13 protein-coding genes are annotated in these 14,454 nt (G+C 67.4%); 7 read left to right on the forward strand and 6 right to left on the reverse strand.

From position 1 onward, the window contains the following. Positions 1–14: 14 nt before the first annotated feature. The 3 genes from SLG_RS16605 to SLG_RS16615 all read right to left on the reverse strand — a co-directional run bounded on the left by SLG_RS16605 (position 15) and on the right by SLG_RS16615 (position 3,155). A complete protein-coding gene (locus SLG_RS16605; RefSeq protein WP_014077664.1) occupies positions 15–692 on the reverse strand; it encodes a fumarylacetoacetate hydrolase family protein in 678 nt (225 codons plus the stop codon). A gap of 111 nt (positions 693–803) precedes the next feature. Beyond that, positions 804–2,579: a DUF885 domain-containing protein gene (locus tag SLG_RS16610; protein ID WP_014077665.1), complete on the reverse strand. Its 1,776-nt coding sequence runs from the start codon at positions 2,577–2,579 to the stop codon at positions 804–806. Between the two features lie 81 nt (positions 2,580–2,660). Next, complete coding sequence (locus tag SLG_RS16615) at positions 2,661–3,155, reverse strand: nuclear transport factor 2 family protein (RefSeq protein WP_014077666.1); 495 nt, start codon at positions 3,153–3,155, stop codon at positions 2,661–2,663. A 132-nt stretch (positions 3,156–3,287) separates the two neighbouring features. Between SLG_RS16615 and SLG_RS21960 the strand changes: the two genes are divergently transcribed. Then, entirely contained in the window at positions 3,288–3,428 is a 141-nt protein-coding gene (locus SLG_RS21960; protein WP_173385006.1) for a hypothetical protein, read from the forward strand. A 49-nt stretch (positions 3,429–3,477) separates the two neighbouring features. Here the strand turns inward: SLG_RS21960 and SLG_RS21525 are convergent, their stop codons facing one another. Then, positions 3,478–3,621, reverse strand: coding sequence for a Flp family type IVb pilin (locus SLG_RS21525; RefSeq protein WP_014077667.1), 144 nt, complete (start codon positions 3,619–3,621; stop codon positions 3,478–3,480). Positions 3,622–3,833: 212 nt separating this feature from the next. Between SLG_RS21525 and SLG_RS16620 the strand changes: the two genes are divergently transcribed. Beyond that, positions 3,834–4,442, forward strand: a complete 609-nt coding sequence (locus tag SLG_RS16620; protein WP_014077668.1) for a superoxide dismutase family protein — start codon at positions 3,834–3,836, stop codon at positions 4,440–4,442. Positions 4,443–4,495: 53 nt separating this feature from the next. Here the strand turns inward: SLG_RS16620 and rlmN are convergent, their stop codons facing one another. Together rlmN and SLG_RS16630 are read right to left on the reverse strand one after the other, a co-directional pair. Then, entirely contained in the window at positions 4,496–5,767 is a 1,272-nt protein-coding gene (gene rlmN / locus SLG_RS16625; RefSeq protein WP_014077669.1) for a 23S rRNA (adenine(2503)-C(2))-methyltransferase RlmN, read from the reverse strand. 80 nt (positions 5,768–5,847) lie between these two features. Continuing rightward, positions 5,848–6,363 carry a hypothetical protein gene (locus SLG_RS16630; RefSeq protein WP_014077670.1) on the reverse strand — a complete coding sequence of 172 codons (516 nt, stop codon included), beginning with the start codon at positions 6,361–6,363 and terminating at the stop codon, positions 5,848–5,850. A gap of 174 nt (positions 6,364–6,537) precedes the next feature. Here SLG_RS16630 and dnaN point away from each other — a divergent pair, with 174 nt between their 5' ends. The 5 genes from dnaN (at position 6,538) to SLG_RS16655 (ending at position 14,297) form a co-directional block, all read left to right on the forward strand. After that, on the forward strand, positions 6,538–7,650 hold the full coding sequence (gene dnaN / locus SLG_RS16635) for a DNA polymerase III subunit beta (protein ID WP_014077671.1): 1,113 nt from the start codon (positions 6,538–6,540) through the stop codon (positions 7,648–7,650). Positions 7,651–8,181: 531 nt separating this feature from the next. Further along, positions 8,182–10,848 (forward strand): EAL domain-containing protein, encoded by a 2,667-nt coding sequence (locus tag SLG_RS16640; protein ID WP_014077672.1) that lies wholly within the window; start codon positions 8,182–8,184, stop codon positions 10,846–10,848. Positions 10,849–11,181: 333 nt separating this feature from the next. Continuing rightward, complete coding sequence (gene pnuC, locus SLG_RS16645) at positions 11,182–11,742, forward strand: nicotinamide riboside transporter PnuC (protein ID WP_014077673.1); 561 nt, start codon at positions 11,182–11,184, stop codon at positions 11,740–11,742. Further along, a complete protein-coding gene (locus tag SLG_RS16650) occupies positions 11,739–12,266 on the forward strand; it encodes an AAA family ATPase (RefSeq protein ID WP_014077674.1) in 528 nt (175 codons plus the stop codon). The genes pnuC and SLG_RS16650 overlap by 4 nt, the downstream gene beginning before the upstream one ends. A gap of 96 nt (positions 12,267–12,362) precedes the next feature. Then, on the forward strand, positions 12,363–14,297 hold the full coding sequence (locus SLG_RS16655; RefSeq protein WP_014077675.1) for an NAD(P)-binding protein: 1,935 nt from the start codon (positions 12,363–12,365) through the stop codon (positions 14,295–14,297). Positions 14,298–14,454: the final 157 nt, after the last annotated feature.

Below are 14,454 nucleotides of genomic sequence, written 5' to 3' on the forward strand. Positions count from 1 at the left end.
CTCAAGGCTCCGCCTCAGGGCAGGAAGCTCACAATCAACGGCGCCAGGCCCTCGATCTCTGCCTGGAGGCTCTGCCCGGGCAGGATGGGCCCGACGCCGGAGGGCGTGCCCGTGAAGATGAGGTCGCCCGGCGCCAGCGCTACATAGGTCGAGAGATTGGCGATGATTTCCGGCACGCTCCAGATCATCGCGGCGAGGTCCCCGCGCTGGCGGATCTCGCCGTCTACGCTGAGGCTGATGGCCCCGGCGCTCGGCGGTGCGCCGCGTCGCAGGGCGCCGAGTGGCGCGGACTGGTCGAAGCCCTTGGCCATGTCCCAGGGGCGGCCGGCCTTCTTGGCCTCGGCCTGCAGGTCGCGGCGAGTGAGGTCGATACCGACCGTCCAGCCGTAGATGGCGTCGGTGGCCGCTTGCGGCGCGAGGTCGGCGCCCCCGCTTCCCAGCGCGATCACCAGTTCCACTTCATGGTGCAGGCTGGCGGTACGGGAAGGGAACGGAAGCGTCGCGCCATGTTCCACCACGGCATCGGCGGGCTTGGTGAAGAAGAAGGGCGGCGCGCGATCCGGGTCCGCCCCCATTTCCCGGGCATGATCGGCATAATTCTGGCCCACGCAGAAGATGCGGCGGACGGGAAAGCGGGCTTGCGTGCCTTCGATGGCGATGGTGGGCGTGGCGATGTCGAAGATGGTCGTCATGGTTGCTTTCGCGGCAAGGATGAGTGGCGCCGTCGGGGTTGAGCGGCAGGAGCATGCATGCCGCCCGCTTCCCTTCGACACGGAGGATGCGCGCCGGGAGGCGCTCCCGCTTCAGTTCGCGGCCTTGGCTTTTTCCGCGGCGATCCAGTCATCCACTTGCCGCTCCAGCACGTCGAGCGGCACCGAGCCCTGACCGATCACCGTGTCGTGGAATCCCCGCAGGTCGAAGCGGTCGCCAAGCGCCTTTTCCGCCCGGGCCCGCAGTTCGCGGATGCGAATCTCGCCGATCTTGTAGCCTAGCGCCTGCCCCGGCCAGCTGATGTAGCGATTGACCTCGGCATCGATGTTCGCGGCGCTGAGGGCCGTGTGTTCCAGCATGAAATCGACGGCCTGCTGCTTGGTCCATCCCTTGGCATGGATGCCGGTATCCACGACCAGCCGGCAGGCGCGCCACATCTCGTAGGAGAGGCGGCCATAATGCTTCTCGGGCGTGTCATAGAGGCCCATGTCGAACCCCAGCACTTCGGTATAGAGCGCCCAGCCCTCCACGAAGGCGGTGAAATGAGAGAGATACTTGCGCAACGGCGGCAGGTCGAGTTCCTGCTGCAAAGCGATCTGGTTGTGATGGCCCGGCACGGCCTCGTGCAGCGTCAGCGCGGGCAGCTCGTAGAGCGGGCGCTGGTCGAGCTTGGACGTGTTCACATAATAGAAGCCGGCGATGCCGGTGTCCGGGCTGCCCGGATTATAATAAGCCGTGGTGGTCCCCTCCGCGATCTCGGCAGGGATTTCGCGGATGCCATAAGGCAGGCGCGGCAGCTTGTGGAAGTAGCCGGGCATCTTGCCGTCGATGGTCTTGGCGATCCGCGCGGCGGCGGACATCAGTTCCTCGGGCGTCTTGGCATAATAAGCCGGGTCGGTGCGCAGCTTCCGCACGAAGGCGGCCTTGTCCGCAAAGCCCGCGCTCTTGGCGACCTCCACCATCTCCGCATCGATGCGCGCGACCTCGTCGAGGCCGATCTTGTGGATCTGCTCGGGCGTGAGATCCGTCGTCGTCTCGGCGCGCACCCGGTAGGCATAGTATTTCGCCCCGTCCGGCTGGCTCGACACGCTCACCGATTGCGCGCACCGCGGCATATAGTCCTTCGCCACATAGTCCGCCGCTCGGGCGAAGGCCGGGGCGAGCGTCTGGCTGAGCAGGGTCTTCGCTTCGGCCTGCAGCGCGCTCCAGTCCGCTTCGCTCACGGTGCCGGGGCGCGGGCCGGCAAAGGGCACGTAGAGCCGTGACCGGGTGGGGTCGGCGGGAACGACGCCCCGGATCGAGCCTTCCAGGCCGCCCAGCGTCACGCAGGCCTGCACATAGCCGCCAGCCACCGCCTTGCGGGTGATGGCGATCAGCGTCTCGTTGATGGCGGGGAAGCTGGCGAGGCGCTTGAGATAGTTGCGATAATCCTGCGCGTTGCGAAAGCTGGTCATCTCGCCCAGCCCGGCAAGGCTCTGCCAGGGCGAATAGAAGCTGCTGAACAGCATCATGCGCTGGCCGAAGCCATTGCCCTCGATCGCTTCGACGAGGTTGCGCCGCAGGATGAGCCGATTGACCTTGTCCGCCTCGCTCAGGCCCGCATCGGGGATGGCGTCGAGCCGGGCGAGGAAGCGCTTGTTGTCCGCCGTCTGCCGATCCGCCGCTTCGAGCGAATAATCCCCCAGCCTGTCATCATAGCGGCGATCGCCCACCATCGTCGCGAGCGTCGGGTTCTGCGTCAGCGACCATTGCCAATGCTCATCGAGCAGCGCGGCCAGGTCGCCTGAAGGCGAGGCGAACGTCGGCGCGGCGAGCGCCAGAGAGATGGCGAATGCGATCGATTTGATGCCGCGCGGCAGAACAGGCACGGATGATCTCCCCCTTTGGCGCCACCCCGGCGCGCTCGTTCGCGGACTATTGCCGTTCCTTTGCCGCTTGTCGACTGTTGCTCAGACCATTTGGGCCTGCCCTGCGCCCCAGGCCCGGCTTTCGCCTTTCCACGGCACCTGGCCGTTGATCCACAGATCGACGAAGACGCTCCGGAAGCGCCATTCGCCATCGTCGCACAGCACGGCCAGCGTGTCCCATGTGCCCATGCCGAACACGCGATTCTCGAAAGTGACGACATCATGCTGCAGGATCGACCAGAAGCATTTGATGCGGATGCCCCGCTCCTCCTCGGTGTCCTCCGGGCTCATCAGAACCTGGCTCATCCGGTGCTGCCGGCCGAGATAATGATTGGGCGTATCGTACCAGAGGGAATCGGTCGCGCGCCTGAGGCCTTCGCGCCCGTGGCAGCGGCCCTGCGGCCAGTGTTCCAGCCACCCGTCCTCGCAGAAGCAGGCGGCATAGCCCTCGAAATCCCCAGTATCGAGCGCCCATGCATAGCGCGCCATGAGGTCCTCGATTTCGGCCCGGTGTTCGAGCGATACGCGCAGCGCCATCTATTTCCCCTCCGCAACCTCTCCTGCGGGCCATTGTCGATGCAGTCGGGGGGCGGGTCAAGGCATCGCAGATGAAGGCAGGACAACGGGCGATTAAGGTCCCGCTAAGGTGGTGCATGCTATGGAGGCGGCATGTTCTGGAAGGAGCCTGCCTTGATGTCCCGGATGCTGGGTGACGATCGTCGAGCGAAAGCCGTCGAGTTCGGGCTAACAGCCGCACTTGTCGCGGTGGCCGGCGGGGTCGCGACCCTGTCGATGATCTTCGCGGGCTGACGCTTCCCCCATTCCCCCGAAATATCCGGCGCGAATAGCGGCTGACAGGTCAGCCGAGCGCGTTGGATATCGTCATGAAGATGTCGCTCAGATTGAGCCCCAGCGTCGTGAACGCGATGATGCAGGCCAGCGAGATCAAGGCCGCGATGAGCCCATATTCGATGCTGGTCGCTGCGCGTTGATCCGCCCCCATGCCCGCTCGCATCCCGTTCCTCCCAGATGTGGCCAGCGAGCCTGGCATCGATTTCCTCACCGAACCGGCACCGAGCAGGATGAATGCGCCATGCACGCTTTCCCGGGCGCCGCCCATGCGCAAAGCCGGGAAAATGGCATAACCTCGGAACGATCCGGCCGGGGCCGGGGTTAAGCCAGAACAGCGCAAGCAATGGATGAGGGAGCGCAGACATGCACCGAGCGAAATTGATATGCCTCGCCACGACCATCGGCCTCGCGGCCTGCGGTGGCCCCGCGACCACGGAGCAGGCCCGGAACGACGGGACCCCGCCGGGAGAGCTGCCGGCCGGGACAGCATCGAACATGGTGCCGGAAGTCTCGCCGCCCGGCGCGACGGCCCAACTGCGAACGGCTGAGGGTGCCATGGCGGGCACGGCCCGGGTCTCCCAGATGGGCGACGGGCTCGAAATCAGGCTTGCGGTGGAAAATCTGCCCTCCGGCGAGCATGGCGTCCATGTCCATATGGTCGGCAAATGCGATGCGCCCACTTTCGAAACCGCGGGCGGCCACTGGAATCCGGCCGATACCCGTCACGGACTGGAAAATCCGCAGGGACAGCATGCGGGCGATATGCCCAATCTCGCAGTGGGCGAGGATGGGCGTGGCTCGCTCACCTACAGCCTGAAGGGCGGAACGCTCGCGCAACTGATGGATTCGGACGGCGCGGCATTTGTGGTCCATGCCGGCCGCGACGATCAGAAGACCGATCCCGCGGGAGACAGCGGCGCGCGGATCGCGTGCGGCGTCTTCGAAACAGGCCCGCAGGACATGGCGCGCTAAACGCGGCATGGCTCGTCGGAGGCAGGCCTCGCGCCGCCTCCTGACGAAGCGGATCAGCCCAGAGCGGCCTGCTTGGCTTCCACCATCCGGTCGAGCTCGGCGCGGCTCTTCTTCTCGCTGGCCGACTTGAGCTGGCCGCAGGCCGCCATGATGTCGCGCCCGCGCGGCGTGCGGACGGGCGCGGAAATGCCGGCTTCGAAGACGATGTCGGAAAAGCGCCTGATCCGCTCGGGCGTGGAGCATTCATAAGGCGCGCCCGGCCAGGGATTGAACGGAATGAGGTTCACCTTCGCGGGCAGCTTGTACTGGCGCAGCAGCCGCACCAGTTCGCGCGCGTCCTCGTCACTGTCGTTCATGTCCCTGAGCATCACATATTCGAACGTGATCCGCCGGGCATTGTTGGCGCCGGGATAATCGGCGCAGGCCTGCAGCAGCGCCTCCAGCCCATATTTGCGATTGAGCGGCACGATCTCGTCCCGCACGTCCTTGGTGACGGCATGGAGCGACACGGCCAGGTTGACGCCGATCTCGTCGCCGGCGCGCGCCATCATCGGCACGACGCCGCTGGTGGACAATGTGATCCGGCGCTTGGAGAGCGCGAGGCCGTCCCCATCCATCACCACCTTGAGCGCGTCCCGGACATTGTCGAAATTGTAGAGCGGCTCGCCCATGCCCATCAGCACGATGTTGGTGAGCAGGCGGCCGTCCGTCGTGTAGCGCGGCGCGTCGTCCTCATCCTCATCCTCGTCCACCTCGCCGAAGCCGGCCATGGTGCCGCGCGGCCACTCGCCCAGTGCATCGCGCGCCAGCATGACCTGGCCGACGATCTCGCCCGGCGTGAGATTGCGCACGAGCCGCATGGTCCCGGTGTGGCAGAAGCGGCAATTGAGCGTGCAGCCGACCTGGGAGGAGACGCACAGGGTGCCCCGGTCCGCATCCGGGATGAACACCATCTCATAGTCCTGCCCGTCATCCGAACGCAGCAGCCATTTGCGCGTGCCATCCGACGAGACCTGTGCCTCGACGACATCCGGCCGGCCGACGATGAACCGCTCGGCCAGCCAGCCGCGCATCGGCTTGGCGAGATCGGTCATCTTCTCGAAATCGGTCTCGCCCCGGTGATAGAGCCAGTGGAACAGCTGCTTGGCCCGCAGCTTGGCCTGCTTCTCGTCCAGGCCCGCCGTCCCCAGCTCCGCCTTGATCTGCGCGCGCGACAGGCCGACGAGATCGACCCGCCCGTCTTCGCGAGGGGTGATCGCGCGGGGAACCGGCACAGGATCGATATGGCCGGGAATCAGCATCAGGGACGTGGCAGCTTCAGGCATGGGGCCGGATATAAGGGCAAAGCGCTTTTTGCGCCAGTCCCCGCCTGTTCGAGGCTTCGCAGGCGCGATGATGTGTTGCGTCAGCGCAGGCGCGCGCAGCCCAGCGCGGCCGCGTCGATGGCCGTGGCAGCGCCGCGCAGATCGTACCGGTCCGTGAAGGTGCCGCCGGCGCGGGCGCGGCCGGCAATGCTCATCGTCCGCCCCGAGCGCATGGCGGCGATGATGGCGGCATCGGCTTTCCGGTCGCGCGCCCACACATCGGCGCCGCCGCCCGCGAGAGCGAAGCGCTGGTCCCCGATCGCCAGCGTCGCGCCGGAGCCGGCGGCGAGCTGGTGGCTGAGCCTGATGTTGATCTGGCCGCGCAGTCCGCGCTGCGGCCAGTAGCCCACGGCCGCGAACGGTCGCCAGGGCGAGCCTTGCCAGCCGCCCGCCAGGGGCTGCGCGATGGCGAAGCAGCGCTTCTGTTCCGCATCGCGAAAGGCGCCCCAGCGCTGGAACACGCCAAGCACGTCCCGCCCGGCGGCCACAGCCGGCGCGACCAGCAGCGCGCTCGCCGCCAGGAGCCGAAACGCACGCGCCGGAACTCTGTGCCTCATGCCAACAGGCCAAAGCGCAAAGCGCCGGCCATGACAAGGGCCGCCGGCGCGGCGCCCCCTTTTTCGGCCTGATGTCTTGCCCCAAGGCGCAATTTCGATAAGGAAAGGACCTCCACGAGCGGACGCTTCCTGTCCGACTCCAGCAACCGCGCAAAGAAACGGATACCAAGAGGGATGAAGGCCACCATCGAACGTGCGACGCTGCTCCGCAGCCTCGGCCATGTCCAGTCGGTCGTGGAACGGCGCAACACGATCCCGATCCTGTCCAACGTCCTCATTGACGCGACGGGCGACGGTGCGATCAAGCTGATGGCGACCGACCTCGATCTCCAGATCGTCGAGAATGTGCAGGCGCAGGTGGATGTGCCCGGCGCGACCACGGTCTCCGCGCACACCCTGTTCGACATCGTGCGCAAGCTGCCCGAAGGCAGCCAGGTGCGCCTCGAGGCCGCCGAGGGCAAGATGCTGGTGCAGGCCGGCCGCGCCCGGTTCAACCTGCAGACGCTTCCCCGCGACGACTTCCCGGTCATTGCCGAGGGCCCGCTGCCGACCAGTTTCGAGCTGCCGGCGACGGCGCTGGTGCAGATCATCGACAAGACGCGCTTCGCCATCTCGACCGAGGAAACGCGCTACTATCTGAACGGGATTTTCCTCCATGTGGCGGAAGACCCGGCGCCCGTGCTCAAGGCCGCCGCCACGGACGGCCATCGCCTCGCGCGCGTGACGGTGGCCCGCCCCGATGGCGCGGAAGGCATGCCCGACATCATCGTGCCGCGCAAATGCATCGCCGAGCTGCGCAAGCTGCTGGACGAAGTGGAAGGCAGCATTCATGTCGACCTCTCGCCCAGCAAGATCCGCTTCGATCTCGGCAATGCCGTGCTCACCAGCAAGCTGATCGACGGGACTTTCCCGGACTACAGCCGTGTCATCCCGACCGGTAACGACAAGCTGCTGAAGATCGATCCGCGCAGCTTCGAGGAAGGCGTGGACCGCGTGGCAACCATCGCCACCGAGAAGACCCGCGCGGTGAAGATGGCGCTGGAGAAGGACAAGGTGACGCTCTCCGTCACCAGCCCGGAAAACGGCACGGCCGCCGAGGAAGTCTCGGGCGACTATGACGCGCAGCCCATCGAGATCGGTTTCAATGCCCGCTATTTGCTGGACATATTAGGACAGATCGAAGGGGACTCGGTGGAAGTGCATCTGGCCGATGCGGCGGCACCGACGCTGATCCGCGAGAACGAGAAGGCGCAGGCCCTGTACGTGCTGATGCCGATGCGGGTGTAAGGGCCAGGCCGGCCTCGATAAATCCTTTTATAACAATTCATTAACTCCATATCGTCGTGTCGCCTGACGGGCGTCCGGCGTGTGGGGAGGCGCATGTGATGTCCCGCCATGATCCCGCATGAACGCGCGGGCGGGGCCCCGTCACGGCGGGCCTTGCGGATGATCGGGCGTGTATTTACCGGACAGTCTGGCCCGGTGCCTTTTCGCGCGCTGGCCGGCTGCGGATATGCCCGGCGCTGCGAGGCACTCCCCTCCCTCCGATCCGATTGATCCGCCCCGGGCGACGCGCCGTCACGAGGACAAAGCCGGGCCGGCAGCGCGTCGCTCGGGCGGCTCTTCCGCGTCCGGTCGGGCTGTCCCTCGCGGGCATGCGAAGCGCGATGCAGGGAGGGGCGCCTGTGCCGCCGGGCCTTCCCGATACCCCTCCCGGCTCGAAAATATATCCTTACCGATCAATTAATTAACACAATATAAGGCCTGTTGAACGTCGCCTTAACCCTTCTGCAACGGCTCTGATGGCATGGCGGGCCCATGAGCTTCGTCCGTCCCAAGGTGCCCTCGACGCAGGACAGTCGCCCGGACTGGTACGCCATGATCGGCGCTGCCGACGAGCATAACGGCGATTCGCTCGAGCAGCTCGCCAGGGCGCTGCGGCTGATCGCCACGAGCTGGCCCCTGCTGATGATCGCACGGGCGGTGCTGCTCGGCCAGGCGGTGGGCTGGTGGAACATCCAGGCCGCGCTCGTCCGGCCGGGCTTCCTGATCTTCCTCGGGGCGATTCTCGTCATCGATCTCGGCATCATGCTTGCACCGCGCCTTCCGGTGTTCGCGCGCCTGTCGCCCAACCAGCAACTGCTTGTCACCGCGCCCTTCGTCGCCCTCTCCAGCGCCGTGTTCGCGACATCGGCCGCCGCCGCGCTGGGCAGCGACTTCTTCCGCCTCATGGTGGTGACGCTCACGCCCGCCCTGCTCGCCGTCGCCATCTTCGGCCGGCAGCGGCTGCTCAGCATCGCTTACGGGCTGGGCGGGGTCATCGCCTTCATCGGCAATATCCCGGTCATGGACCTGCTGACGCCCATGCTGGTCTTCGCGGCCGGCGTGACGATCGTCATGGCGGTCGAGTTCCGGATCAGCCGCCGCGCGACGGCGCAACAGCGCGAGAACATGCTGACGGGCGACCAGGCCAAGGCCTTCCTCGTCGACCTGGAACAATCCGGGCGCGGCTGGTTCTGGGAAACCGACCGGGCCGGCAACATCACCTACATCTCCGAGACGCTCGCCGCACGGCTGGGCCGCGGCCAGCGGCAGCTCCTCGGCCGCCCCTTCGCGAGCCTGATCGCGCCGCCCGAGCCGGGAACACCCAATGAGGGCCAGCGCTCGCTCAGCTTCCATCTCTCCACCCGGACGAGCTTCTGCGATCTCGCGGTGCGTGTTGCGGGGACGCAGGACGAGCTGTGGTGGTCGGTCTCGGGGCAGCCGGCGGTGACGCCATTCGGCCAGTTCCTGGGCTTTCGCGGCAGCGGCACGGACCTGACGGAGATGCGCCGCTCGCAAGCCGAGATCACGCGCCTCGCCAAGTTCGATTCGCTCACCGGCCTCGCGAACCGCAGCCACATGCTCGCCACGCTGGAGCAGGCGCTGACCGAGCAGCGCGGCATCATGAGCGAATGCGCGCTTCTGCTGCTGGACCTCGACCGCTTCAAGGAAGTGAACGACACGATGGGCCACCCGGCCGGCGATGCCCTGCTGCGGCAGGTGGCGCAGCGGCTGCTCCGCCTTGTCGGCACGGACGGGAAGGTCGGGCGGCTGGGCGGCGACGAGTTCGAGATCCTGCTGCCGGGCCTGAGTGACCGGACCAGGCTGACCCGGCTGGCCAAAGCCATCATCGAGACGCTGTCCCAGCCTTATTCGATCGAGGGTAGCCAGGTGGTGATCGGCGCCTCCATCGGCATCGCCATCGCGCCGACCGACGGGAAGAATGCCGAGACGCTGACCCGCAATGCCGACCTGGCGCTTTATGCCGCCAAGGACGACGGGCGCGGCGCGTTCCGCTACTTCGCGCCCGCCATGCATGCCGATGCCGAGGACCGGCGCCAGCTGGAGCAGGACCTGCGGCTCGCCATCGCGGCGCGCACCCTGCGCATCGACTATCAGCCGGTGGTCTGCGCCAGCAGCGAGAAAATCACCGGCTTTGAAGCGCTGATCCGCTGGGACCATCCCGAGCGCGGCACCATTTCACCTGCCGCCTTCATCCCCATCGCGGAAGAGGCCGGCCTCATCGGCGCGATTGGCGAATGGGTGATCCGCACCGCGTGCACCGATGCCGCCGGATGGCCGGAAGGCACGCGCGTCGCCGTCAACGTCTCCCCCATCCAGTTCGCGAACCCGGGCTTCCCCTCGCTCATCATGAGCGCGCTCGCCATGGCCGGGCTCTCCGCCAACCGGCTCGAACTCGAGATCACCGAGAGCGTCTTCCTTGCCGACGGTGCGGACACGGACGGCATGTTCACCGCGATCAAGAATCTCGGCGTCCGCCTTGCCCTCGACGATTTCGGCACGGGCTATTCGGCGCTCGGCTATCTCAAGCACGCGCCGTTCGACAAGATCAAGATCGACCAGAGCTTCGTGCGCGGCGCCGCCATCAAGGGCAGCCGCAATGCCGCGATCGTCAAGTCGATCGTGAGCCTGGCCGAAGCGCTGGGCATGGAAACCACGGCGGAAGGCGCCGAGACGATGGACGAGCTGGCGCTCATCCGCTCGCTGGGCTGCAGCCATGTGCAGGGCTTCGTCTACGGCGCGCCGGTGGATGCCGCCGGGGTGCGCGCCATGCTCGCCGCGGGCAAGGGCCATGCCGAAGCCTCGGGCCACAAGGCGAGCCGGGAACCGCGCATGGCGATGCTGCGCTCCGTCACGCTCATGCACGATGGCCATAGCTACCCCGCCCGCATCCGGAACATCTCCTCGCGCGGGGCGATGGTCGAGGGACTGGTCGACGTGCCCACCGGCACGGTATTCGAGATCGAGCTCATCAAGGGCTACACCGCGCAAGGCACATGCCGCTGGTCCGAAGGGGAGCGCATGGGCATCGAGTTCGCCGCCGCCATCGACGTCGAGCGCCTGCGCGCGCCGGCCGAGAAGGAAAAGGTGGTGACCGACATCCCGGACTTCTATCGCGAAGGCTGGCGGCAGGCGGGCTAGGTCTAATCGACATTGTCCTGCGGACGCCTTCAGCTCCAGCGCTAGCGGCCTGCAAATAGCGGTTTGCCGGGCTCGCGGCGCTCACATGGCTCGCATGGGGTTGCGCTCCGGGTCCTGAACATCATCATAATGCCACGCCATCGTCTGGATGACTCTCGTCACCCCGGGCTTGCCCCGGGGTCCCGCTTTCTGTCGGGCTGGCCGATAAAGAAGGCAGCTGGACCCCGGATCAGGTCCGGGGTGACGGCGTGAGTAGTTGGGGGACTGGCGCCGCGCCCTTTGTCGCCGCCTCCCATGTCGACACATCCCTGAGCGCTCGATAAGGGTCGGGCGGTGAGCTTTCTGGAGATCCTTGCTGTCGGTCTGGGACTGACGAACATCATCCTCATCGTCCGTCGCAGCCTGTGGAATTATCCGGCGGGCATCGCGATGGTGACGCTGTATTTCTTCATCTTCGCGCAGGCCCGGCTGTATAGCGACGCGCTGTTGCAGATCTTCTTCCTCGTGCTGAATGCCTATGGCTGGGTGAACTGGCGGCGGGCGCAATCCGGCGGGGACGTGCCGGTCCGCTGGCTGGGCGGGCGGGGGCTGGCCGTCTGGGGCGCCATTGCCCTGGCCGCGAGCCTGCTCTGGGGCCTGCTCATGCATCGCCAGACGGACGCGGCGTTCCCTTACTGGGACGCTGCCGTGGCGATGCTGAGCGTGACCGCGCAATTGCTGATGGCCCGGCGCTATATCGACAACTGGGCCTTCTGGATCCTCGTCGATTGCCTTGCCATCCCGCTTTACTGGATGCGCGGGCTGCATCTGACGGCCGGGCTTTACGTGGTCTTCCTCGCGCTCTCGATCGCGGGGCTGATCGCCTGGACGCGGGCGCGGAGAGCGGCGGCATGAGCGTGCCGAGCGTGGTCCTGCACGGGCCGGAAAGCACGGGCAAGTCGACGCTGGCGCAGCGGCTCGCGGCGCATTGGGGCACGGTGGACGTCCCCGAATATGGCCGCACTTATTGCGAGGCGCATGGCACCGACCTGACGCCGGAGGACCTGATCGCGATCATGGACGGGCATGTCGCGGCGCGCCGGGCGATCGAGCCGCGCGCGCGGGGGCTGCTGATCCAGGATACCGACCCGGTGATGACGGCGGCCTGGAGCATGATGCTGTTCGGCCACCGCATCGCGGCGCTGGACGCCTTTACGGAGGTGGGCGCGCTCTATCTGCTCATGGACATCGACTTGCCGTGGATAGGCGATGAGGTGCGCATGTTCCCGGATGCGGCGGACCAGCGGCGCTTCTACGCGCTCTGCGAGGCGGAACTGGTGCGGCGGGCGCTGCCTTATGTGCGGATCTCCGGCGATGGCGAGCAACGCTTCGCGCGGGCGGTGGCGGCGGTGGACGCGGCGGGGCTGGTGGCGCGCTGAGCGGCCGGGCGCCGGACGATCATGAAATCGTATACAATCGCTTGACCTGCGCCGCGCGCGGTGGAAGGCTGCGCGCTTCAACCGGGCAGGGAACGCATGGCCAGCATCACGCAGAGTGAAGACGATCGTCTCGGCATGACCAGCGCCGTCACGCGGCGCGACCTCATCAATGGCGCGCTGGCGGGGGCCGGCGCCATGCTGATGGCGGGTGCGGGCGGCAGCGCCGCGCACGCGGGCGAGGCAGGCGCCGACGCGATCAGCGGCTATGGCGGCGTGGGCGACTATGCCTCGTCCAACGGCAACACGCTGCCGGTGATGAACGCCGCGCACGGCATCCGCGACGCGCTTTACGAAGGCTGGGAGGACGCACCGGCCAGCGAGCATTACGATCTGGTGATCGTGGGCGGCGGGCCGAGCGGGCTGATGGCCGCGCATGAATTCGCGAAGCTCACGGGCGGGGGCAAGCGCTGCCTGATCCTGGAAAATCACGACGTCTTCGGCGGCGCCTCCCGCCAGAATGACTTTCTGGTCGAGGGCGTGCATCTCACCGGCCCGCAGGCGGCGAACGGCTTCCTCATTCCCGAGGCCGGATCGGGCACGCAGATGGACGGGCTGTTCGACGAGCTGGGGCTGCCGCGTCATTATGAATTCGGCGCGCTCGCCCCCGGCATCACCCCGGTGCGCTGCGCGACGGACAATTATGCGCCGATGGACGGGCTGGCCGAGAGCGAAGTCGACGTCGCTTATTATTTCGACCGGGGCGACGGCGCGGCGGGGCCGACATGGCGGCGCAACATCTGGGCGAACGCGCTTGCCGAGACGCCATTCCCGCTCGCGCTGCGGCGCGACCTGCTCGCCTGGCGCGCCGGATCGCAGGAAGGCGACCCGCCGCCCGAGCTGCTCGACCGGATGAGCTATCGCCAGTATCTCGAGGAGCTCAAGGGCTTCGACCCGGGCGTGACGCGCGTGGCGCGGCCGCACACCAGCCTGCTGACCGGCGTGAGCCCCGATGCCGTGTCCGCCCGCGCCGCGCGCATCTATGTGCGGCCGACCCCGCGCATGGACCCCTCCTTCCCCGGCGGCAACAGCGTGCTGGCGCGCGCGCTGGTGAAGAAGCTCGTGCCCGAGGGCATCGAAGGCGAGGACCGGTTCGCGGACGTGGCGCGCCGGCCGATCCGCTTCGCGGCGCTGGACCGGCCGGGGCAAGCCACCCGCATCCGCCTTGGCGCGACGGTCTTCTCCGTGCGGCATCGCCCCGGGGGCACGGGCACCGGGGGGACGGGCACCGGGGGAACGGGCGCCGGGGGCACGGGCGTGGACGTCGCTTATGTGAAGGGCGGCAAGCCCGCGCGGATCACCGCCGGCGCGGTCGTCATGGCAAGCGGGGGCTGGGTGACGCGCCGCGTGGTCGCGGACCTGCCGCCCGAGATTGCCGAGGCTTATGCGCAGTTCGTCCATGCGCCCGCGCTGGTCGTCAATGTCGCGCTCACCAACTGGCGGTTCCTCCACCGGCTCGGCGCCTCGGCGGCGCGCTGGTTCGACGATGAGGGCATGTTCGGATTCGTCGGCAATATCAGGCGGCCGATGCTGATCGACGGCAGCGCGCCGGCGCTGGACCCGGACAAGCCCGCGCTCTTCACGCTCTACACCGGCCTCTATTCACCGGGCGAGGCGGACGCGCGGATGCAGGCGACCGCGCACCGCATGCGCCTCATGGCGACGCCCTATGCCGACTATGAACGCACCATCCGCGCGCAGATGACGCATCTGTTCGGCCCGACCGGCTTCGACGCGAAGCGGGACATCGCCGGCATCGTGCTCAACCGCTGGGGACACGCGCGCGTGGTGCAATATCCCGGCTTCTTCTACGGCGCGGACGGCCGGCCCGGCCCGCGCGAGATCGTCGCCCGGGGCTTCGGCCAGATCATCATCGCCCACTCCGAACTGGAAGGCGCGCAGAACTACACCGGCGCCTTCAAGCACGGCGCCCGCGCCGCAAGGGAGGCCGCAGCGCGGCTGGGGCTGGGGTGAGGGGGTTGGGGGGGCTGGGGGGATAGGGCGAGGCATGATCGCCGTTGGTGGACTGGGCCGCGTGGATAGATGTGATCGGCGGAAATTCACGCTCTCGGGACTGGAGCTATTCCGCAAATGGGACAAACCCCCTCGTTCTCGACACACAAAGTGCTGT

The sequence above is a fragment of the Sphingobium sp. SYK-6 genome, from assembly GCF_000283515.1.
GTDB lineage: Bacteria > Pseudomonadota > Alphaproteobacteria > Sphingomonadales > Sphingomonadaceae > Sphingobium > Sphingobium lignivorans.

Coding starts and splice junctions, on each gene's coding strand:
- SLG_RS16605 (WP_014077664.1), bottom strand. CDS start 692: ATGACGACCATCTTCGACATCGCCACGCCCACCATCGCCATCGAAGGC.
- SLG_RS16615 (WP_014077666.1), bottom strand. CDS start 3,155: ATGGCGCTGCGCGTATCGCTCGAACACCGGGCCGAAATCGAGGACCTC.
- SLG_RS21960 (WP_173385006.1), top strand. CDS start 3,288: ATGTTCTGGAAGGAGCCTGCCTTGATGTCCCGGATGCTGGGTGACGAT.
- SLG_RS21525 (WP_014077667.1), bottom strand. CDS start 3,621: ATGGGGGCGGATCAACGCGCAGCGACCAGCATCGAATATGGGCTCATC.
- SLG_RS16620 (WP_014077668.1), top strand. CDS start 3,834: ATGCACCGAGCGAAATTGATATGCCTCGCCACGACCATCGGCCTCGCG.
- rlmN (WP_014077669.1), bottom strand. CDS start 5,767: ATGCCTGAAGCTGCCACGTCCCTGATGCTGATTCCCGGCCATATCGAT.
- SLG_RS16630 (WP_014077670.1), bottom strand. CDS start 6,363: ATGAGGCACAGAGTTCCGGCGCGTGCGTTTCGGCTCCTGGCGGCGAGC.
- dnaN (WP_014077671.1), top strand. CDS start 6,538: ATGAAGGCCACCATCGAACGTGCGACGCTGCTCCGCAGCCTCGGCCAT.
- SLG_RS16640 (WP_014077672.1), top strand. CDS start 8,182: ATGAGCTTCGTCCGTCCCAAGGTGCCCTCGACGCAGGACAGTCGCCCG.
- SLG_RS16650 (WP_014077674.1), top strand. CDS start 11,739: ATGAGCGTGCCGAGCGTGGTCCTGCACGGGCCGGAAAGCACGGGCAAG.
- SLG_RS16655 (WP_014077675.1), top strand. CDS start 12,363: ATGGCCAGCATCACGCAGAGTGAAGACGATCGTCTCGGCATGACCAGC.